21 protein-coding genes are annotated in these 21,581 nt (G+C 41.9%); 14 read left to right on the top strand and 7 right to left on the bottom strand.

The genetic code is table 11. The annotated features are described in order from the left end of the window. Positions 1-22: 22 nt before the first annotated feature. The 7 genes from IGJ44_RS07935 (at position 23) to IGJ44_RS07965 (ending at position 6,007) form a co-directional block, all read left to right on the top strand. The gene (locus tag IGJ44_RS07935) at positions 23-484 is read left to right on the top strand and encodes a hypothetical protein (protein ID WP_010748202.1); all 462 of its coding nucleotides are present in this window, start codon (positions 23-25) and stop codon (positions 482-484) included. 95 nt (positions 485-579) lie between these two features. Further along, on the top strand, positions 580-1,275 hold the full coding sequence (locus tag IGJ44_RS07940; protein ID WP_010748203.1) for a tRNA (adenine(22)-N(1))-methyltransferase: 696 nt from the start codon (positions 580-582) through the stop codon (positions 1,273-1,275). Then, on the top strand, positions 1,272-2,390 hold the full coding sequence (locus IGJ44_RS07945; protein WP_333493957.1) for a Nif3-like dinuclear metal center hexameric protein: 1,119 nt from the start codon (positions 1,272-1,274) through the stop codon (positions 2,388-2,390). Before IGJ44_RS07940 ends, IGJ44_RS07945 begins: the two co-directional genes overlap by 4 nt. An 11-nt stretch (positions 2,391-2,401) precedes the next feature. Continuing rightward, a complete protein-coding gene (pepT, locus tag IGJ44_RS07950; protein ID WP_430606524.1) occupies positions 2,402-3,634 on the top strand; it encodes a peptidase T in 1,233 nt (410 codons plus the stop codon). 99 nt (positions 3,635-3,733) lie between these two features. Next, the gene (locus IGJ44_RS07955) at positions 3,734-4,642 is read left to right on the top strand and encodes a diacylglycerol/lipid kinase family protein (RefSeq protein ID WP_010748206.1); all 909 of its coding nucleotides are present in this window, start codon (positions 3,734-3,736) and stop codon (positions 4,640-4,642) included. A 33-nt stretch (positions 4,643-4,675) separates the two neighbouring features. Further along, positions 4,676-4,948, top strand: coding sequence for a DUF1294 domain-containing protein (locus tag IGJ44_RS07960; RefSeq protein WP_010748207.1), 273 nt, complete (start codon positions 4,676-4,678; stop codon positions 4,946-4,948). 27 nt (positions 4,949-4,975) lie between these two features. After that, complete coding sequence (locus tag IGJ44_RS07965; protein WP_005231344.1) at positions 4,976-6,007, top strand: lysylphosphatidylglycerol synthase transmembrane domain-containing protein; 1,032 nt, start codon at positions 4,976-4,978, stop codon at positions 6,005-6,007. Between the two features lie 38 nt (positions 6,008-6,045). Here the strand turns inward: IGJ44_RS07965 and IGJ44_RS07970 are convergent, their stop codons facing one another. Next, positions 6,046-7,572: an ABC-F family ATP-binding cassette domain-containing protein gene (locus tag IGJ44_RS07970; RefSeq protein WP_010748209.1), complete on the bottom strand. Its 1,527-nt coding sequence runs from the start codon at positions 7,570-7,572 to the stop codon at positions 6,046-6,048. Positions 7,573-7,881: 309 nt separating this feature from the next. On the opposite strand from IGJ44_RS07970, the gene clpB reads away from it, so the two are divergent. From clpB to lepB, 4 genes are all read left to right on the top strand, one after another. Next, positions 7,882-10,485 (top strand): ATP-dependent chaperone ClpB, encoded by a 2,604-nt coding sequence (gene clpB / locus IGJ44_RS07975; protein WP_430606527.1) that lies wholly within the window; start codon positions 7,882-7,884, stop codon positions 10,483-10,485. A gap of 166 nt (positions 10,486-10,651) precedes the next feature. Beyond that, the gene (locus IGJ44_RS07980) at positions 10,652-12,193 is read left to right on the top strand and encodes an ABC transporter permease/substrate-binding protein (protein WP_074535934.1); all 1,542 of its coding nucleotides are present in this window, start codon (positions 10,652-10,654) and stop codon (positions 12,191-12,193) included. After that, entirely contained in the window at positions 12,190-13,143 is a 954-nt protein-coding gene (locus tag IGJ44_RS07985; RefSeq protein WP_077454512.1) for an ABC transporter ATP-binding protein, read from the top strand. The genes IGJ44_RS07980 and IGJ44_RS07985 overlap by 4 nt, the downstream gene beginning before the upstream one ends. A gap of 166 nt (positions 13,144-13,309) precedes the next feature. Continuing rightward, a complete protein-coding gene (gene lepB / locus IGJ44_RS07990; protein WP_074535930.1) occupies positions 13,310-13,879 on the top strand; it encodes a signal peptidase I in 570 nt (189 codons plus the stop codon). Positions 13,880-13,940: 61 nt separating this feature from the next. Here lepB and IGJ44_RS07995 read toward each other — a convergent pair whose 3' ends face one another. The 4 genes from IGJ44_RS07995 to IGJ44_RS08010 all read right to left on the bottom strand — a co-directional run bounded on the left by IGJ44_RS07995 (position 13,941) and on the right by IGJ44_RS08010 (position 16,820). Beyond that, positions 13,941-14,126 carry a hypothetical protein gene (locus IGJ44_RS07995; RefSeq protein WP_005226019.1) on the bottom strand — a complete coding sequence of 62 codons (186 nt, stop codon included), beginning with the start codon at positions 14,124-14,126 and terminating at the stop codon, positions 13,941-13,943. Positions 14,127-14,402: 276 nt separating this feature from the next. Then, positions 14,403-15,068, bottom strand: coding sequence for a hypothetical protein (locus IGJ44_RS08000; protein ID WP_005226020.1), 666 nt, complete (start codon positions 15,066-15,068; stop codon positions 14,403-14,405). Beyond that, positions 15,069-15,554, bottom strand: a complete 486-nt coding sequence (locus IGJ44_RS08005; protein ID WP_010748216.1) for a nucleoside 2-deoxyribosyltransferase — start codon at positions 15,552-15,554, stop codon at positions 15,069-15,071. It lies immediately after the preceding gene. A gap of 51 nt (positions 15,555-15,605) precedes the next feature. Then, positions 15,606-16,820 carry a GNAT family N-acetyltransferase gene (locus IGJ44_RS08010; protein ID WP_008380051.1) on the bottom strand — a complete coding sequence of 405 codons (1,215 nt, stop codon included), beginning with the start codon at positions 16,818-16,820 and terminating at the stop codon, positions 15,606-15,608. Positions 16,821-16,965: 145 nt separating this feature from the next. Between IGJ44_RS08010 and lepA the strand changes: the two genes are divergently transcribed. The 3 genes from lepA to IGJ44_RS08025 all read left to right on the top strand — a co-directional run bounded on the left by lepA (position 16,966) and on the right by IGJ44_RS08025 (position 20,391). After that, positions 16,966-18,801 carry a translation elongation factor 4 gene (lepA, locus tag IGJ44_RS08015; RefSeq protein ID WP_074535928.1) on the top strand — a complete coding sequence of 612 codons (1,836 nt, stop codon included), beginning with the start codon at positions 16,966-16,968 and terminating at the stop codon, positions 18,799-18,801. 181 nt (positions 18,802-18,982) lie between these two features. Next, complete coding sequence (locus IGJ44_RS08020) at positions 18,983-19,867, top strand: alcohol dehydrogenase catalytic domain-containing protein (RefSeq protein ID WP_430606531.1); 885 nt, start codon at positions 18,983-18,985, stop codon at positions 19,865-19,867. A gap of 272 nt (positions 19,868-20,139) precedes the next feature. Further along, positions 20,140-20,391: a hypothetical protein gene (locus tag IGJ44_RS08025; protein ID WP_074535924.1), complete on the top strand. Its 252-nt coding sequence runs from the start codon at positions 20,140-20,142 to the stop codon at positions 20,389-20,391. 213 nt (positions 20,392-20,604) lie between these two features. Here IGJ44_RS08025 and IGJ44_RS08030 read toward each other — a convergent pair whose 3' ends face one another. After that, on the bottom strand, positions 20,605-21,105 hold the full coding sequence (locus IGJ44_RS08030) for an AAA family ATPase (RefSeq protein WP_167827296.1): 501 nt from the start codon (positions 21,103-21,105) through the stop codon (positions 20,605-20,607). A gap of 116 nt (positions 21,106-21,221) precedes the next feature. After that, positions 21,222-21,548, bottom strand: a complete 327-nt coding sequence (locus IGJ44_RS08035; protein WP_240934934.1) for a hypothetical protein — start codon at positions 21,546-21,548, stop codon at positions 21,222-21,224. Positions 21,549-21,581: the final 33 nt, after the last annotated feature.

A 21,581-nucleotide genomic window follows, 5' to 3' on the forward strand; every position in this document is an offset into this window, starting at 1 on the left:
AAACCATTACTGGAGGAAGAAGATGATGAAAAAACAAGTGATTCTAGGCTTGTCCTTAGCAGCAGTGCTGCTGTTAACGGCTTGTGGCAGTCCCGAAAACAACAATGCATCAAGTGGCGATAACACGCCTTCTGAATCAAGTGAGAATGCTAGTTCCGTTGCCAATAGTTCTTCAGAGAGCGAAACAGCGACGGTTTTTACTGGTATTATCCAAGAAGATGCCCGAGCAGGTTCAGATGATACCTTTCAATTATTTTTGAAAGACGTAGCGGCAGTTGAAGATGAGGATCAAGTCGTCCAAAGTTTTCAAAATGATGGGGTCATTCTCCATGTCCCTATCGAGGCCTATTCAGGAGAGATCGAGGAGTTAGTTGAAGGAGACAAAGTTCAAGTGTCGCTGCAAGGCGTCCCGATCATGACGATGTCGATCCCACCGCAAATTCCCGGTAACTCGATTCAAAAGGTTGAATTAGTGAACGATTAATGCAATGTGCGCCTTGGCAATGGCACCACAGTCAAGACGCACATTTTTTTCTATTTATGGAAAGCGTGTTATACTACGAAAGAAGGAGTGACAATATGAACGAACATGCATTATCGGATCGTTTGGCTTGCGTGGGCGAACAAATTCCCGACCAAGCACGTATCGCCGACATCGGCTCCGACCATGCTTATTTACCTGTGGCATTGATGCTGCAGAACAAAATCACTTATGCTGTAGCTGGAGAAGTCGTTCAAGGACCTTATGATTCTGCCAGTAAACAAGTACGTAAAAACGGGCTAACAGAGAAGATCGTGGTGCGCTTAGCAGACGGATTGGACGCTATTCAGCCAGCAGATAAGATCGACACGGTTGTTGTTGCTGGAATGGGGGGGACTTTGATTCGCTCTATTTTAGAAGAAGGCAGCAGAAAAAATCGCTTAGCGGGGGTCAAACGTTTGGTCTTACAACCGAATGTTGGCGAAAGGACTTTGCGGGAATGGCTCGTTGATCACAATTTTACGATCATTCATGAAGTGCTGTTAGAAGAAAATGACAAAAATTACGAAATCATCGTTGCGGAAACTGGAAAAGCGACGTACACGCCCCAGCAATTATTTTTTGGTCCCTTTTTATTAAAAGAAAAAAATCCAGTTTTTTATAAAAAATGGCAGCATGAATTGAAGCAGCGTCAACGAGTGGTCAAAGAGTTAGAGAAAGCCAAAGAACCACCTGCTGAGAAAATGAATGAATTGAAAGAACAAATCGAATGGATCAAGGAGGTACTGGCATGATTTCTGGTCAAGAATTTATCAAACGCTTTGAAGCATATTGCCCATTATGGTTGGCAGAAGAAGGCGATCCTGTTGGTCTGCATGTTGGTACATTAAACAAACCCCTCGAGCGAGTCATGATGACCCTTGATGTCCGTCCAGAAGTGGTAACCGAAGCCATCGAGAAAAAGATCGACTTGATCATCGCGAAACATCCACCGATCTTTCGCCCTTTGAACCGCTTGCTGACCGATGATCCGCAACAAAAGATGTTGATGGATCTCGTCAAGCATGATATCGCCGTTTACGCCGCCCACACCAATATGGATATTATTGAAGACGGTTTGAACGATTGGTTTTGTGAACTGCTAGAAGTTGAACCAGATACGTACTTGAAGCAAACCCATCAAGTAAAAATGAAGAAACTAGCTGTATTTACACCTGTTGAATCGGCACCAGCATTGCGAAAGGCATTAGGAAAAGCTGGTGCTGGTCAGCAAGGCAATTACCAAAACACCAGCTATTCATTGATTGGCACCGGTCGCTTTACACCACAGCAAGCGGCGAATCCTGCCATCGGTGAGATCGGAAAAGAAGAACAGGTGCAAGAAGCGAAAATCGAAGTCATTTTTCCAGAAACGATCGAGAAAAAGGTCCTTTCGGCAATGATCGCTGCTCATCCTTACGAAGAGCCAGCTTATGATCTGTATGCCTTAGACAATTTGCCGAAGACCTATGGAATCGGACGGGTTGGCAACCTCGCTGAGCCTCTTTCCATTGATCAGTTTGTCGCACGTGTCAAAGAGCGGTTTGGTTTGACTGCTTTACGGGTTGTCAGTTTTCCTAATGCACCTGAAAAAATTCAGCGAATCGCCATTTGTGGCGGCAGTGGTCAATCGTTTTATTCCGATGCCTTACGCCATCAAGCGGATGTGTACATCACTGGCGATATCAGTTACCATTTCGCCCATGACATGCAAGCCAATGGGTTGATCGCGATCGATCCAGGGCACAACATCGAAAAGGAATGTATTCCTCGGTTTATTGAGAAATTCAATCAGTGGAAAGCAGAAGAGAACTGGGCTGTGACCTTTGTTCCTTCCACCACTTCAACAAATCCATTTGACTATAGATAGGAGAATCTTTTATGTACGAAAATTTATTGCCTCGCTTTTTAAAGTATGTCAAAACAGAAACTCGCTCAGATGCGACAAGCACCACAACACCTTCCACCCAAACACAAGTCGCGTTTGCTAAAGAACTGCAAAAAGAACTTGAAGAATTAGGATTAAGCGATGTTCATTACAATGAATCCAATGGTTTCGTGATCGCAACATTACCAAGTAACGTCGATCATGACGTGCGCTCCATCGGTTTTATCGCCCATATGGATACCGCCGATTTTAATGCAGAAAATGTTGATCCGCAGATCATCGAAAATTACGATGGCGAATCGACCATTAAATTAGATAAAGAAGGAAAATACACATTAAACACAAAAGATTTTCCGAATTTAAAAAATTATGCTAGCGAAACCTTGATCACTACTGATGGTACCACTTTATTAGGTTCTGATGATAAGTCAGGTATTGCAGAAATCATGACAGCCATGGAAATTTTACTGAAAAACCCAACGATCAAGCATGGGGAAATCAAAGTCGCATTTGGACCTGATGAAGAAATTGGTGTTGGTGCCGATAAATTCGATGTTGAAGATTTCAATGTTGATTTTGCCTATACAATGGATGGCGGTCCAGTAGGAGAATTGCAATACGAAACCTTCAATGCGGCGCAAGCTGAAATTACGATCCAAGGAAAGAATGTCCACCCTGGAACTGCTAAAGACACCATGATCAACGCCTTGCAACTAGCAGTCGATTTTCAAAATGCGCTACCTGCTGATGAAGTTCCTGAGAAAACCGAAGGGACAGAAGGGTTCTTCCATTTGATGAGCCTTAGTGGTTCAGTAGAAGAAGCGAAAATAGCATACATTATTCGAGATCATGACCGGAGTCGTTTCGAAGAAAGAAAAGCACAATTATTAGCGGTTCAAGAAAGCTTGAATGCCCGCTTTGATGAACCACGAGTGCACGTACATCTTTATGATCAATACTACAACATGAAAGAAATCATCGAAAAAGATATGAGCATCATTGATTTAGCGAAAGATGCGATGAAAGCAGTTGGAATCACACCGATGACAGAACCTGTCCGTGGTGGGACCGATGGCTCGAAAATCTCCTATCTAGGGATTCCAACCCCGAATATCTTTGCTGGTGGAGAAAATATGCATGGACGTTATGAGTTCGTCTCACTACAATCAATGATGAAAGCGACCGATGTGATCGTGAAAATCGCCGAACTGAATGCGCAAGCATAGCAGCAGCTTCTTCATTGAAAGAAAAGAATAACTTTAGGGCTGGGAACTCTTCACGCAGGTCTTGCGTAAGGCCCGGCCTTTTATTAGGATGTGAATAGGATGAAAATTCTCGTATTATACAACGATACAGCGGGGAAAAGTGAAGCAAAAGAAACAGCAGAAAAATTCCAAGCTTATGTGAACGAACAAGGCGATGAGCATCAAGTGTTTTTACAAGCCTCAAATCCCGATGTTGACCCTGAGGATGTTAAAGAGGCAGCCAAGAAACACGCAGTCGATACGATTGTGATCATCGGCGGAGATGGCACGATCCATCATGGGCTGCAAACCTTCAAAGAAAAGCTGGATGAGCTGAAGATCGGGATCATTCCTGGAGGAACGGTAAATAACTTCGCTCGAATGTTGGGTATACCAGTCAAGCCAGAAGAAGCGTTTGAGAATATTTTAACAGGGGTTGAACGTCCGATCGATTATGGGATGGTCAATGATCAAGTAATGATCTCGACGATGACCATTGGTCTTTTGGCAGATACCGCCGCCGCAACTTCCCAAGAAGAAAAACAACAGTACGGTCCGTTGGCGTTTATGAAACGGTTCATTCATCTGTTGATCAAAAAGAAACAATACAAATTGGAAGTCATCGCTGACGAACGGAAATGGCAGGGGAAAAGTCAATTACTGACGATCGTCATGTCGAATTCAGCAGGTGGGTTTAAGAACTTTGATGAAGAAGCAAAACCTGACGATGGCTTGTTCCATGTTATTCTTTTGCCAAAATTGAACATTTTACGGTTTATTTTGTATTTGCCAAGAATTATTCGGGGTAGAATTGCCAAAGTACCAAGTGTTGAATACTTCACTGCCGCAAAGGTCTCGATCAAAGCGAAAGAAAAAACGGTTCATACTCGGACCGACGGCGATCCAACGGATGATCTGCCAATCGAGATGAAAGTCATCAAGCACGGGTTGACGATGTTGGTACCTGAGGAAGCACAAGAATCAAAATAATGGTCCCTACGATCAATCATATGGAGGAAATGGATGGATGCACTGATTTACAATCCATTGTGGTTTTATTTAATTGCAGTCAATCTTTATCTTTTCTGTCTGATGGGTTATGATAAATATCAGGCAGTAAAACAAGGTTGGCGGGTTCCCGAAGCAAATCTCCTTTTTATGGGGGCGATTGGCGGCGGATTAGGCGGTTTGATCGCGCAACGCGTGTTTCGCCACAAAACAAGAAAGAAGAAGTTTTATTTCTTTTTTGCTTTCGGCACCGTTTTTGCTATCCTGCTGATGGTCTTTTTTGCATAAATTCGGTTTAACAAGCAAGGAGTTAATATGAAAACTAAAGTGAAGTTCGCCCTTAATTTACTTTTACTAGTAGGCATTCTGGGTGTGATGTATTTTTTTGTCCGTAACTCGATGATGGAAATTTTAGCGGGGCTAAGAGAGACCAGCTTTCTCGTCGTCTTACTGGTTATGGGGCTTGGCACATTGTACCTAGTGATTGAAGGACGAACAGTTAAAGAGATCGCAGTGACTTTTCAACCGGAATTCACCACCAAGGCGGGGTTTCTAACCGTCTGTTACAGTGGGTTTTATCGGATCGTGACGTTTGGCGCGGGCACCTTGATCTCAGAGGTGAATTTTTATCGTAAAAATGGTTTGCAGTTGTCACAAGGGGTTGGGGTCACCACCTTACACATGGTGATGTATAAGTTTGCCATATTGACTTATGCGATCGCTGGGTTGATCATTCAATTCTCGTTATTCTATGACAATGCGCCGAATATGATTTGGGTGATATTGGCGGGGATCGTACTCGTCTTTTTGATCATTGCCGCTTTATTGGCACTTTCTGTCAGTATCAACATTCAAGTCTTTTTTGTGATCGTCAGTAATAAGCTGTTCAAAAGTGCGACATTAAGAGGAATCGTTGACAAATGCAACACCCAGATCTATTCTTTGCGAGAAACGGTCAATGCAATCATTACCGACCGGACCGCTTTTTTACGCATCTATCTTTGGAATCTTTTGAAGATGCTGCCTTGGTACGTGATCCCTTATGTGATTCTTGTCGTGCAGCACCCAGAGATCGATTTCTTGTTGACGTTATCCTTCATCAGCTTTGCCGTCGTCTTGTCCGGAGTGATTCCAACACCGGCAGGGATCGGTTCCTTTGAATTTATTTATATGCTGCTTTTTGGTCCATTAGTCGGCACAGTCGATGCAGCATCTTCTATGCTGCTGTATCGCTTAGCGACATTCATTTGGCCATTCATTATTGGCTTTGCATATGTAATGAAAGAAAAGCGCAAAGACATTAGCCAAGAGCTGACAGAGCTTAGAAAAGAGAAAGTGGAAAGTTAAAAAAACGCTTATCTTCGAGTAGAGGATAAGCGTTTTTTTTAGTCTTTCAAATCAATGATCCGATCAACAAAGGATTCATAGAATTCAGCTTCATGGGAAACGATCAGAACGGTTCCGGGAAAAGCTGCCAGGGTTTCTTCCAAATTGTTTTTCGTGTCTTGATCGATATGGTTGGTCGGTTCATCAAGAATCAAAAAGTTGCTTTTGATCAACATCATTTCAGCTAACTTCACTTTTGTCTGCTCGCCACCACTTAATAATTTCAATTCCTCTTGAGCAAGCTGGCTAGGTAATCCCGCACGAGAAAGTTGTCGTCGCAATTCTTTGTTGGTTGCCTTTGGGAAAAGATCCTCGAGGTATTGCAGAGGCGTCTGTAATGGATACTCCCAGTCAAGATCTTGAGAAAAGTAATTAAACTTTGTATGCTGTGGGTAAGAAACGGTTCCTTCAATTGCAGGGATCACACCAAGTATTGTTTTGATCAACGTCGATTTACCGATCCCATTAAATCCCCGAATCGCAATTTTTTCGCCATAACGGATCGTTAGGTTGATTGGCGATAGTAAAGGCTTTTGGTCATAACCAATCACTAGATTGGTCGTCTCTAATGCCAAGGTCGTAACGATCGGTGCCAAATCAAATCCTAGATGCGGTTTAGGGACATCTTGGGGTGGGGTCAAACGTTCGATTTTTGCCAATTGTTTTTCACGACTCTTTGCCATTGTTGAACGAGAACCAGCTTTGTATTTACGGATATAGCTTTCGGTTTTCTTGATATGCTCTTGTTGTGCTTCGTATTGCTTCATATAACTTTCATTTTGCAGCGTTTTTAGCTTTAATGCTTTGTCTAAATTCCCCGTATACTTAGAAAGCTTGCCAAATTCGATATCAATGATATGGGTCGTGATTTCATTCAAAAATTGACGATCATGAGAAACGACTAAGTAGGTACCAGTAAAGTCCTGTAAAAACTCAACCAGCCATTTGATATGCTCATCATCTAAGTGGTTGGTCGGTTCATCTAAAATCAGCATGTCGGGTTTTTCTAGCAGCATTTTTGCTAAGATCAATTTTGAGCGTTGACCACCACTTAAGGAAGCAAGGGGGGTATCCATGCCGAGAACCGAAATACCTAATCCTTCTGCTAAATCATCGATCAATGTATCCATTTGGTAGAAATTTCCTTGATCCAATTGATTTTGCAATTCGCCGGCTTTTTCTAAAAGCTTATCGTCAAGACTTTCGCCATAAGCAGTATAAAGATCTGCGATCTGTTGTTCTTTTTCGAAGTCTTCTGCAAAGGCAGAGCGCAAAAAATCACGGATCGATTGCGTTTCATCAACATTGACGTATTGATCCAAATAGCCCATTTTCAAATTTTTCGGAAATTGAACAAAGCCATCGTCTGGGAGAATTTCTCCTGTAATGATTTTGATTAAAGTACTTTTGCCAGCGCCGTTCCGTCCAATCAACCCGACTTTTTCCCCACGGTTGATTTGAACGGAAACATCTTCGTAAAGCAATTTGTCGCCAAATTGTTGGCTAATATTCGTTAATGTTAACATCGTTTCCTCCATATAAAAAAGCTGTAAACAGTAGACGTTACAGCTAAGTAGATAATCTTACTGAATAACTATCGCCAAAGAGCGATCAAAAGGATCAAGAAAATCGATTGTTCCTGACCAATCAGGACCTAGCATACCATTGCGGCTTCCTATCTGTCAATTTTCATGAAAGAATACTGAAAAAAATCTTGATCTTCGAGGGAAATCTTTTGACCATTACTGACCAATATTGTATAATGGAAGAGTAGAAAAAAGGATGCTGCTTGCAGTGTACTAATTTTTCTGACTACCATTTTGGGAGGGAAAAGTATGAACCCAGAAAAAATGACGACTACATTACAGAGTGCCATCGCGGAAGCACAGCAGATTGCAATGACGCGTCACCACCAAGAAATCGATATTCCGCATTTATGGAAGATTTTATTGCAAGCCAATCAATTCGGCCGCAATTTTTATACGGATACAGGCCTTGATGTCGATGCAATTGAAAAGGAAGTCGACCAGCTACTAGATGAACTGCCTTCGGTTGAAGGAGGAAATGTTCGTTATGGTCAATCCATGAGTCAAAATCTGTTTCATCTTTTGTCTGAGGCAGATCAATTAAAAAATGAATTTCAAGACGAGTATCTTTCCACAGAAATCGTCCTTTATGCGTTGATGAAATTGAAAAATCATCCATTGACGGTGTATTTAAAGAAACAAGGAATCACCGCGAAAGAAATCAAGCAAACGATCGAAACATTAAGAGGAGGGGATCGTGTGACCTCACAAAATCAAGAAGAACAATACAAAGCATTAGAAAAATACGGCGTTGACTTGGTTCAACAAGTCCGCAGCGGAAAAATGGACCCCATTATCGGACGAGACGAAGAAATTCGCGACGTGATTCGCATCCTTTCTCGGAAAACAAAAAACAATCCCGTTTTGATTGGTGAACCGGGGGTTGGTAAAACAGCCATTGTTGAAGGATTGGCTCAACGGATCGTGCGAAAAGACGTCCCAGAAAACCTAAAAGACAAAACGATCTTTTCTCTGGATATGGGTGCCTTGATCGCAGGTGCCAAGTTCCGAGGTGAATTTGAAGAGCGTTTGAAAGCCGTCTTACAAGAAGTGAAAAAAGCCGATGGACGGATCATTCTCTTTATTGATGAGATCCACAATATTGTAGGTGCTGGTAAGACGGAAGGCAGCATGGATGCTGGAAACTTACTAAAACCAATGCTGGCACGGGGAGAATTGCATACGATTGGCGCAACGACCCTTGATGAATACCGTCAATACATGGAAAAGGACAAAGCCTTGGAACGTCGTTTCCAAAAAGTGCTGGTACAGGAACCAACCGTTCAAGATACGATTTCGATTTTACGTGGCTTGAAAGAACGGTTCGAGATCCATCATGGCGTCAATATCCATGACAATGCGCTTGTTGCTGCTGCGACCTTATCTGATCGGTATATCACGGACCGCTTTTTACCAGACAAAGCCATCGATTTGATCGACGAAGCAAGTGCCACGATTCGGGTAGAAATGAATTCGATGCCTACCGAGCTCGATCAGGTCACTCGACGTTTGATGCAATTGGAGATCGAAGAAGCCGCACTGAAAAAAGAATCTGATGATGCATCGAAAAAACGTTTAGGCATTTTACAAGAAGAATTGGCGGAATTGCGTGAAGAAGTCAATACCATGAAAATGCAGTGGGAAACGGAAAAAGAAGAAGTCAATGCAGTTTCCAATAAACGGGCAGAGATCGATAAAGCCAAGCATGAGTTGGAAGATGCTGAAAATAACTATGATTTGGAACGGGCAGCTGTTCTTCGTCATGGGACGATTCCCCAACTGGAAAAAGAACTCGCTGAATTGGAAGAAAAAAACCAAGACGAAGGCATTCGGATGGTTCAAGAGTCAGTGACAGAAAATGAGATCGCCTTAGTCGTGGGCCGCTTGACAGGAATCCCTGTTGCGAAATTAGTGGAGGGCGAACGAGAAAAACTGTTGAAATTAAATGAGACCTTGCATCAACGAGTGATTGGACAAGACGAGGCAGTCGATGCCGTCAGTGATGCAGTCATTCGTTCCCGAGCTGGTCTGCAAGATCCAAATCGACCATTAGGTTCCTTCTTGTTCTTAGGACCGACCGGTGTCGGTAAGACCGAATTAGCGAAAGCGTTAGCGGTCAACCTCTTTGACTCTGAAGAGCATATGGTTCGGATCGATATGAGCGAATATATGGAAAAACATTCGGTGTCTCGTTTGGTCGGTGCCCCTCCAGGCTATGTTGGATTTGAAGAAGGCGGACAATTGACCGAAGCCGTTCGACGCAATCCATACACGATCGTCTTATTGGATGAGATCGAAAAAGCCCATCCAGATGTCTTCAATATCTTATTGCAAGTGCTTGATGATGGTCGTTTGACAGACTCAAAAGGACGCGTCGTTGATTTCAAAAATACCGTCTTGATCATGACCAGCAACATCGGCTCTCAAGTCTTGCTAGATGGCGTGACGGCAGAAGGGACGATCCCAGAAACTGTCGCAGAAACTGTCCGTAATCTCTTGAGAGGCCATTTCAAACCAGAATTCTTAAATCGGATCGACGATACGATTTTATTCACACCGCTTAGTCTAAGCGATGTGACAGGCATCGTCGACAAGATCATCGCACAGCTTTCACAACGACTGGAAGTCCAAGATATACTGTTGACGATCACTGAAGAAGCCAAACGCTGGATCGCTGAAAATGCTTATGAGCCAGCGTATGGTGCGCGACCTCTCCGTCGGTTTATCACAAGAGAAGTCGAAACCCCATTGGCAAAAGAAATCGTTGCTGGCAGAGTCTTACCAAAGACCCAAGTCACGATCGAATTATTGAACGATCAGCTGGTTTTTGAAAATACGCCAATGACCGAGTAATAAAAAGAGAACAAATGAATAAATACAAAACGATGGTTGCCATTTCATTGGCAGCCATCGTTTTTTTGTCTCTTAACATATGACAAAAAGTTCTCCTTGCTTGTTGTTTGGAGGAAATTCGCACTTCGATTATACTGTTCTTATGGAGTAGGAGAGGAATGAAAAGATGAATACTTTTTTTGAAACGTTGAATGAGCGAAAAGGGGAATTGCTGACAGCTGTCTTTGAACATTTGTCATTGTCGATCATTGCGCTGCTCGTGGCGATCGTTATTGCTGTTCCTTTAGCTATTTGGCTGGTTAATCATAAACGGGCAGCGGAAGTCGGCCTACAAATAACGAGTGTGTTACAGACGATTCCATCACTGGCACTGTTAGGTTTATTGATTCCATTCGTGGGGATCGGAACGCCACCTGCATTGATCGCATTAGTTATTTATGCGTTATTGCCGATCTTTCAAAATACCTATATTGGCCTTTCGGAGATCGATCCATCAATCGAAGAAGCTGCTGCGGCATTTGGTATGTCTCGGATGCGCCGATTGATCAAAGTCGAGTTGCCGATTGCTTTGCCTGTCATAATTTCTGGGATTCGCACGGCGCTGGTCTTGATCATCGGAACAGCGACCTTAGCCGCTTTGATTGGCGCTGGCGGGTTAGGTTCCTTTATTTTGTTAGGGATCGATCGAAATGCGCCTGAGTTAACGTTGATTGGTGCGATCGGGTCTGCCTTGTTGGCGATTGTTTTCAGTACCCTGATCCGTTACCTGCAACATTTAAAACCGCGCTATACCTTGATCACGTTGGCAGCAATCATCTTGCTGATTGGTGGGGTTTCCTTTTCACAAAGCGGATTTTTTGCTCCCAAAACCATTACGATCGCAGGGAAACTAGGGTCTGAACCTGATATCTTGATCAACATGTACAAAGAATTGATTGAACAAGAAGACCCTGATGCCCAAGTTGAACTAGAGCCAAATTTTGGAAAAACCTCTTTCTTATTCAGCGCATTGGACAATGGTCAAGTTGATATATATCCAGAGTTTACTGGTACCGTGTTGGAGAGCTTAGTTGAGGTACCAGAAGAGCTTGCGAGTCAAAAACTTGACTCCGACGAAACCTATACCGAAGCAGTCAATCTATTGAAGGATCAGTTTGAGATGACCTTGCTTCAGCCGATGGCGTATCAAAATACCTATGCGTTGGCTGTCAAAAAAGAATTTGCTGAGGAAAATGGACTAACCACGATCTCTGATTTGAAGAAAATCGAAAATCAAATCAAAGCTGGCTTCACTCTCGAATTCATTGATCGGACGGACGGATATGCGGGGATCCAAGAACTTTATGGGCTAGATTTTCCAAGTGTCCAAAGTATGGAACCAGCATTGCGTTACCAAGCCATCAATAATGGCGATATCAATCTACTGGATGCCTATTCCACGGACAGTGAATTGCGTCAATATGGCTTAGTTATTCTAGAAGACGATCAGGAACTATTTCCACCTTATCAAGGAGCGCCTTTGATGAAAGAAGCCTTTGCCAAGGAACATCCAGAAGTCGTCCGTGCATTGGAAAAGTTGGCAGGGAAAATCACCGAAGAACAAATGAGTGAAATGAATTATCAGGTCAATGTCGAAGGAAAAAATCCAGCAGAAGTCGCACGTACCTTCCTGATAGACGAAGGATTAATTAAGGAGGGACAAGAATGACACCAATTATTGAATTTAAAAACGTCAGTAAAAAGTTTGATCAAAAACTAGTGATCGATCAATTAGATCTGAGTATCAATAAAGGAGAAATCTTTGTTTTGGTCGGTCCTTCTGGGAGTGGGAAAACAACGACTTTGAAGATGATCAACGCGTTGTCAGAACCGACAGATGGTGATATTTACTTCAAAGAAAAACGCATCAAAGAATACAATATTCAAAAGATGCGTTGGCAAATGGGGTATGTTCTCCAACAAATCGCTCTGTTTCCGACGATGGATGTCAAACAAAATATCGAAGTGATCCCAGAGATGTTAGGGTGGTCAAAAAAAGATCGCTCAGAAGCCGTGGATCGTTTGCTGACACAGGTCAAACTTGACCCAGAGCAGTACCGTCATCGAATGCCGAAAGAATTGTCTGGTGGAGAACAGCAACGGATAGGGATCTTGCGCGCATTAGCTGCCAATCCCGAAATCATTCTGATGGACGAACCCTTTAGTGCCCTTGATCCAATTTCTCGTAATTCCTTACAGGAGCTAGTCCTCGATCTGCACCAAGAGCTTGGGACGACGATTATTTTTGTCACGCATAACATGAAAGAAGCGGTAAAATTAGGGACGCGCATCGCTGTGATGAATCAAGGGAAGATCGTTCAATGCGATACACCAGAAGTCATTGTTTCACAACCGAAGACCGCTTTTGTGAAAAGCTTCTTTGAAGAAACCGGGGAAGATGAAGCAAAACTGGTTACAGCAGGAGATTTGATACGGATGAACTTTTTCAGCAATGACATCAATCAATCTGACCCGAAAATTGCAGCATCTACGCCATTAAATGAGTTGTATACTTTATTTGCGAGTCATGAGACGGTGGTGATCGAAGAAAATCACCAACTGATAGGGAGTCTACGTCGAAAAGATGTGTTTGCTTTCTTGAGTCGTGATCGAACGTAAACGATTCTTTTCTCAACGAGAAATATCATAAATTTTTTAAAATCGATGATTTCTCTTGCTCAAAGCAAAAATTCCACGTAAGATTGAGGAAGATATCTTTTGTCAAAATGGCAGAACAAGCTTTCGCTGATGACAAAAGATGCAGTAAAGGAGCGAAAGAGCAGCTATGGTAAAAATTCTCAAAGAAAATTGGTTACTGCTTTTCTTTATCGTCGCCGTGGTTCTCATCCGTCTGTTTGTCCTGACCCCTGTTCAAGTCAGTGGCCATTCTATGGACCCGACGTTGGCAGATAAACAGCGTTTGATTGCATCAAAAATCTCCTCCTATGACCGACAAGACATCGTGATATGTGTTGAACCAGATGATCCAAGTAAAATCGCTGTCAAGCGGTTGATTGGTTTACCCGGTGATACCATCGAGATGAAAGATGATGTCCTAACGATCAATGGAGAAGTATATGAAGAACCCTATTTAGATGAGTTTAAAGAGAAATTTGCAAACGATCAATTACAAGACGAATATTCTTATCGCGAAATGTTTCAGCAAATCGCCGCTGGTGCGGAACAGTTTACGGAAGATTTCTCAGTAACGGTGCCTGAAGGCAGTTATTTTGTGATGGGAGACAATCGTTTGATCTCTAGAGACAGTCGCAGTTTCGGGGTTGTAACGGAAGATCAAATGGAAGGGAAAGTGCTGCTGCGCTTTTGGCCATTGAATCAAATCAAACTATTTTAATCAAAAGAAAAAACATTCTTGCCAATGCAGCGAAAACGCCGCAACTGGCAAGAATGTTTTTTTAGATGACCCAAGCGACAAATGCAACCATTGAAAAGAACATTGTCCAAACCGCAATAATAGCTGATGCAATAAAAATAATTTTGATTGATAAAGGTTGGACAAATTTTCGGGCATCTTTAGAGAACGCATAGGTGATCGATGAAAAAATCAAGCAGCATAAAATAAAAAACACTGTTAGAACCATAAGCCTCTCCTTTACTGACGCAACGTCAAATGAATAATGTAATTATAACAGACCATGGTTTTTTGGGGAAATAAAAATGATTAAACGAGGGAATTTTTTTGTGGTTGTAATCGTTTTATAGGGAAATGTAAGAAAGGTCAAACCTTGATAGACAGCGAATCTATAAAAATAAGATGTGTTATTTAAGTATTTTTATAAATTTTTCTTTATGAATAAAAGAACAAAAGAAAAAAGCTAGTTGAAAAACGCTGGTTTCAACAAGCTTTTAAAGGTCGTTTATGATAATTTTTTAATCCGATAACTTTCAAAATAATCAGGTTTGCCTCGACCTTGCACATATGCGATCACGCCCATCAAGGCAGCACCAATCGTGTTGGTCAGTAAATCGCCCATCGTATCCATCAATGCTTCACGACCGATAAATGGGGTGCCATCTAAGGTTGCATAACGTTGGAGGTTCATTCCACCAACGGAATCGCAGATAAACTCCCAAAACTCCCAGAAGATACCACACAAGCCAGCAAAAGCAAAGCCCATCAGTAGGAATAACCAGGGAGAGACGTTTGAAACTTTGACTTCTTTCAACAGCAGACAGATCAACCCATAGCCGACAGCCGTCAAGACCATCGGGCTTACCGCATGCAGAATTTTATCCCAGAAAGCAATGGTTTCGATCAAATGTAAGATCGTCCCCATAAATACAGAGATCAGCAAGAAAAACCAATAAAAGTAGACGGTGGCATTTGGTAGCTGGATTTTCAAGAACTTTTTACTCATTTCTGGGACAAAGATCAATAAAATCCCAAGCAAGGCTTGGGCGAGGAAAATCAATCCTTGTGTTTGCGGATAGACCCCACGGAAAAATTCCCACAAAGAAAAACAAAACACGAGAATACCGAAAATAGTGAATACCTTTTGCAGTCGCTGATAATTTTGCCCCATTTAATTGTCCTCCGAAAGATAGTCGGCTAAGCCAGCTAAAAGGGCTGCTTCAGAGGAATAAATTTCCCCGTTTAGCTTGATCAAACCCACCGTATAAAGATTGACATAATGGAACTGATTTTCCGCAACGGTTTGTAATGCTGCCAGCTTTTGCTGATTGTCGGCCCCTTGTTGGCGACTATCCGTATAAAGCCCTAAAACAGGAATGCCTTTTGCATAAGCGACACCGATCTCAGAGGCAACCCCAGCATCGATGGTCAAACCATCTAGCAATGCGATCATCAAATCACTTTCCAGCACTTTTTCGGTATCTGCCAAAGCGATCATTTTGCTATCCGCATAGGCGGATTTATCATTGATCGCGGCATTTTCTTGAGGTAAATAAATCTCCAGCTGCGGATACTGCTGACGAATCGACGCAACGAGTTCGGCGTTGTAGCGCAGGTCACTAGCAGCAAACAGGGGAGCAGCAAAATATAGTTTCATTCAAAAACACTCCTTAATCATTCATAGTTGTACGTTTTGTTGATTCGTTGTTTAGAAATAATCACTGAAATAGGCTTCCATATCAGGGATGATCGATTCCAGTAATGCCAGTGTTTCTGAATCGGTATTTAGCCGTTCCACACGCTCTAAGTAAGCCGGACGGCGGTAATTCATCAACAGACACGACAATGTCTGAATATCCAGTTGGACCGCTTTTCCGATAGCTTCTCTTGAAACCACGATCTCCCCGTGATTGTATTGGACACCGAAGATCCCGTTGTTCCAATCGGCAACTGGGTCGGAAACAACAAAGTGAAAGGGTGTTTGGAAGGCTTCAAATGGGAAGTTTTTCAAAAACTGTTCAACATCGACGATCCGCGCCATGTAATAAGGCTCGATGGTTTCTTTGATTTGGCTATCGTCCAAGTAGAAGGACAGGGGTTCATTTGAATAAATGTCTCCTTTGACCCAATAAACCATTGAGAAATGGGCAGAGATAAAATTCCATAGACCATTGCGGGCTTCTTGATTCAAGTAGAACATTTCCTTTACATGGAAGACTTCTTCGGCTACCCAATAAAAAAGTACACCAGTCGGATGACCACTGGCATTGTAATAAACAGCCGCGGTGCGCTCTTCTTCATTTTCATAGCGCCAATACTCTTCCCAGTGAAAAGAGGTCCGCTGCAAGGCACCATGGTTGTCGCGGGAGAATTGGTTGTAGACAGTAAAGACATCAGGGTCATCCACTTCTTTGCGCTCTACGATCCCAGGGACTTCTTTGGTTTTCGGAAGCTGGGTATCACGAATTTTAAAGGTCAGCTTGTCGGACATAATCTCCCAGCCTTTGCGACGATAGTAGGGCACATTATAAGGATAAAGGTAGGAGATCCATTGCTGATCTTCCCGCATCGTTTCTAAGGCAAGCTTGATCAAGTCTTTCATCAGGCCATGGCCGGCATATTCAGGGTAAGTCCCAACACCGGTCACTCCGCCCATTTTGATCAATTTGCCGTGTATATTGACTTCACAAGGATAAACGGCGATTTGCGAGATCAACTTGTCTTCATTGAACCAGCCAAAGACCTTGGAAAGCTCTAAGATCGGGCGCTTGGATTTGATCATTTCCCGTTTGCTCTCATAGCCGCTTTCTTCAATATCCGATTCAGTGATCTGAAAAACGTAGCTTAACAGTTCGTTGAACTGATCAACGTCTTTTTCATCCACCGCTCGAATATGTAGATTTTGATGAAAATTATTGTCCATTCTTTCAACTCCAATTTATTTGCTAGCTCTAGTATAGCAAAACCTGAATGAATATGTCTAAATAACGGTTAAGAAAAATACTTTAACTATTGGCGTTTCGTTGGTATAATAGAAAAGCTGACTAAAAGAAATGAGGAACGTATCCATGAACATAGAAGAAATGAAAAAACGACAGGAGAAGATTCGTAATTTCTCCATTATCGCCCATATCGACCATGGGAAATCAACATTGGCGGACCGTATTTTGGAACAAACCCATACGGTGACGTCACGAGAAATGCAAAACCAACTATTAGACTCCATGGATCTTGAACGTGAACGAGGAATCACGATCAAATTAAATGCCGTTGAACTTAACTATACCGCCAAAGACGGCGAAACCTACATCTTCCATTTGATCGACACCCCAGGGCACGTCGATTTCACCTATGAAGTTTCCCGCAGTTTGGCTGCTTGTGAAGGCGCCGTGCTCGTCGTTGATGCAGCTCAAGGGATCGAAGCACAGACATTGGCAAACGTCTACTTGGCGTTAGACAATGATTTAGAGATCCTACCAGTCATTAATAAAATAGACTTGCCAGCTGCCGATCCTGAGCGAGTACGAACAGAGATCGAAGATGTGATCGGTATCGATGCCAGTGAAGCTGTTTTAGCAAGTGCCAAAGCAGGTATTGGGATCGAAGACATTTTGGAACAAATCGTTGAGTATGTCCCAGCTCCAGCAGGTGATATTGAAGCACCGCTAAAAGCGTTGATCTTTGACTCCGTGTACGATTCCTATCGTGGGGTGGTCTTAAACGTCCGCATCATGGACGGGATGGTCAAACCTGGAGATAAAATCAAAATGATGAGCAATGGCAAGACCTTTGATGTTACGGAAGTTGGTGTCTTTTCACCAAAAGCCATTCAACGAGATGCGTTGATGGTGGGCGATGTTGGGTATATCACTGCTGCCATCAAGACCGTTAAAGATACCCAAGTCGGGGATACGGTGACATTAGCCAACAATCCAGCAGAAGAAGCCTTAGCTGGTTATCGTCAAATGAATCCGATGGTTTATTGCGGATTGTACCCAATCGATACTTCACGCTACAACGACCTTCGAGAAGCATTGGAAAAATTACAATTGAATGACGCAGCATTGCAATTTGAACCAGAAACCTCTCAAGCGTTAGGATTTGGGTTCCGTTGCGGCTTCTTAGGCCTATTACACATGGATGTCGTGCAAGAACGGCTAGAACGTGAATTTAACCTTGAGTTGATTACGACTGCACCATCCGTAATCTATCATGTCAACAAGACAGATGGCTCAATGGTCGTCGTTGATAACCCAGCAGAGTTTCCTGAACCAGTCACGATCGACAACGTGCAAGAGCCTTACGTCAAAGCACAAATCATGGTCCCTAATGATTACGTCGGTGCTGTAATGGAATTGTCCCAACGCAAACGGGGAGACTTTGTCACGATGGATTACTTGGATGATTATCGAGTAAACGTCGTTTATGAGATCCCACTATCGGAAATCGTCTTTGATTTCTTTGATAAATTGAAATCCAGCACCAAAGGCTACGCATCACTGGATTACGAAATGTCTGGTTACCGAACTAGCAAGCTAGTGAAGATGGACATCTTGCTGAATACTGAAAAAGTCGATGCGTTAAGCTTTATCGTTCACCGTGACTTTGCGTATGAACGCGGCAAAGCCATCGTTGAAAAACTGAAAAAACTGATTCCACGACAACAATTTGAAGTACCGATCCAAGCAGCCATCGGACAAAAAATCGTTGCGCGTTCCGACATCAAAGCCTTGCGTAAAAACGTATTGGCGAAATGTTACGGCGGTGACGTTTCTCGAAAACGCAAACTCCTAGAGAAACAAAAAGAAGGGAAGAAGCGGATGAAACAAATCGGCTCCGTCGAAGTACCGCAAGAAGCCTTCATGGCAGTTCTGAAGATGGACGAGGATGAACCGAAGAAATAATCTGTTTTGACGGATACCAACAAGAGGAATAAAATGAAAGTACCTTCGAGAGAAGGTGCTTTTTTTGAATAAAAGGAAAAATCTAAAATGACCGAAGGAACATTCACTGGTTGTTTAGTAGATAGTTTCAATCGATTGATGCGTGGCTTTTGATGGATTGAAGATCGGAGATGATTTGCGCATGAAGGCGTTGTATTTTAATGAATTCGGTGATTCAACTGTTTTAACATATGGGGATTTGCCTGATCCCATCATTCATGAAAATGAGCTATTGATAGAAATGATGTATATTGGGTTGAATTTTGCAGATATTTATCGAAGAAAGGGCAGCTATCATATTGAATCCCGAGACCCTCTTATTAATGGCTATGAAGGGGTAGGGAGGATTATTCAAAAAGGAACATCTGTCTCCAAGTTTCAGCTAGGGGAAACGATTCTTTTTGTGGATGTTCCTTTTGCTAATGCAGAATTGGTGGCTGTTCCTGAGGAAAATGCCATCCGTATTCCATCAGATATACCACCTAAATTAGCAGCCAGTATTGGTCTGCAAGGGTTGACAGCTGATTTTTTAGCTCATGATCTTGGCAATAATGTGAATCATAGTAAGGTCTTCGTCCATGGGATAAGTGGTGGCGTCGGACAAATTTTATCGCAATTATTAACCGCAGATGGTCTAGAAGTTTATGGCGTCACTTCTACGGAAGAAAAGCGACAACTGGCTTTAGACCAAGGAGCAAAACAAGTCTTTTTAAGAAATACAGAATGGCAAGATACCTACACTAATAGAGGGAAGGTTGTCTTTTTTGGCATGGCCGGCGGAAATCCTCCAGCGATCGACTTTATTCCCTTGCTATCTAAATCAAAAAGTATTTTGACAGGAGATCTGTGGGATTACTTGACGAGTTTTCAAGAGCGGGAGAGAAGAAGCACCCGATTGTTTGACTACTTTAGCAAGGATCAAATGAAAATCAGTCAACCAACCATTTTTTCATTAGCTGACGGAAAAGCTGCCCATGATTATTTAGAATCTGGAAAAAGTATCGGTAAAATTCTGCTGCAACCATAAGAAGGTAAAAAACTAGATGTTTTTATTGCAAACGATACACCGAATGTTTGATTTTTCACTAAGGAATTTTTTTATATAATCGATAGTTCTCTTATGATACATCTTTAAGGATAAAAATAAATGTAAAATGAATAGAATATTGCAAAAAAATTATAGTTTATATCTATTCAGTGAGAATAAGATAAAACTTTGTGATACACAGTACATTTAATTTGAAAATATTTAATTACAGCGGTAAGATAAATATATCAAATACTTAAGGAGTGATATCTATGACAAACTATGAAGAAAAGGAAGCAAAAGCATTGGTAAAGATTGCAGAGGTTCTTGATAAGTTAGATGAAAATTTAGCTGAATTAGACACACTAGATGCAGATGCAAAAAAACATAGTATGAAGAAATGGATCGTTGAGAAAAAAGCGATTCATAAAATCAAAAAGATCGCACACGAAGCCGGTAAGTATGAAAAGTACGATGAAAAAGCACTACAAAAAGAAATTGATGAAGTTGAGAAGTATATGTAATTGAAGAATAATAAGAAATTGTCACCATTATTCAGCAATTGAAATCTGAATTGATAAAAGCCAGATTTCAATTGAAGATTTAGAATTGACAATGATCTCAATAAGCCCATGCTCTTATGAGTGTGGGCTTATTTGTGTCAGTCACAAGAAGTAGCTCTCTGAGAATAGTTGCGTTAAAAAACATGGGCCAAAATTTACTGATTGAAGGAATATTTAAGAAGATGCCAAAATTATTTTTGAAACGGTCTCCGAAACAGAGTGATGGGAAATATCAATTTTTCTTGAACGCAATTCAGTAAATTTTGGTAACCTATCCAGTGAACGCTGTAAATCAGATAGTGTTCGTTTCCCGGTGATTACATCTCCTTCAAAGTTGTCCTGCAATTTTTCTGGCGAGGCAATTAATGAGAAGTGTTGCACGTCAATATCTTCCAATGCGATGCCGTTCAAGACTCGATCCACAATTTTTTGCTCATCCATAACCCAGCAAAAATAAATGACGTTGATCATAGAGTTATTGATAAAAGAGTTTAACAGAAAATGGATATTGTTGATCACCATATCCTTATTTTCTTCATTGACGACAAACGGATTCATCATCCAGCACCAATCCCCGTCAAGGTAAACAGACTGCTTTGTTTGTTTGGATAGTTCTTCAGTTATAGTTGATTTACCAATTCCCATCGTACCGCTGATCAATATAAGCTTTTTCATTAGACTACCTCTACCTTTCATATAAAAAGTATTTTTTTCTCAATCCAAAAACGTGTTTAGATTTTTAACTGTGATCCAACCATTCTCTTTCCAAAGCCCAATCTCTTCAGAACAAGCTACTTTTTCACTCGGTCCTCATGCAAAAACAATTGAATTTTCTGTCCGTACAGTAGTTTTCGAGTCAAAGCAAAGGTTGCTTCCGCAAAGCCAGCTGTGCCGATATAACCGCAGATGCCATTTTTTTCTTTGTTATATAAATAAAAAATCTCGGCTTTTTCTATGTCTTTATAAAAGTCTACGAATAAGGTTGGAAAGTGAGTAGAAAGATCCTCCGTGGCTCTTGGATAATTGATCACCTGATGCCCGTTTTCAGTAAGTGTATTCGTTAGTTCTTCAAAATCCTTTTGAAAAGCGATACTTCCAGAAATAATTATTTTTGACATGCTATGGCTCCTTGTCGTTGATTTACTTCATTA

The organism is Enterococcus sp. DIV1368d (genome assembly GCF_050542975.1).
Taxonomy (GTDB): domain Bacteria; phylum Bacillota; class Bacilli; order Lactobacillales; family Enterococcaceae; genus Enterococcus_D; species Enterococcus_D casseliflavus.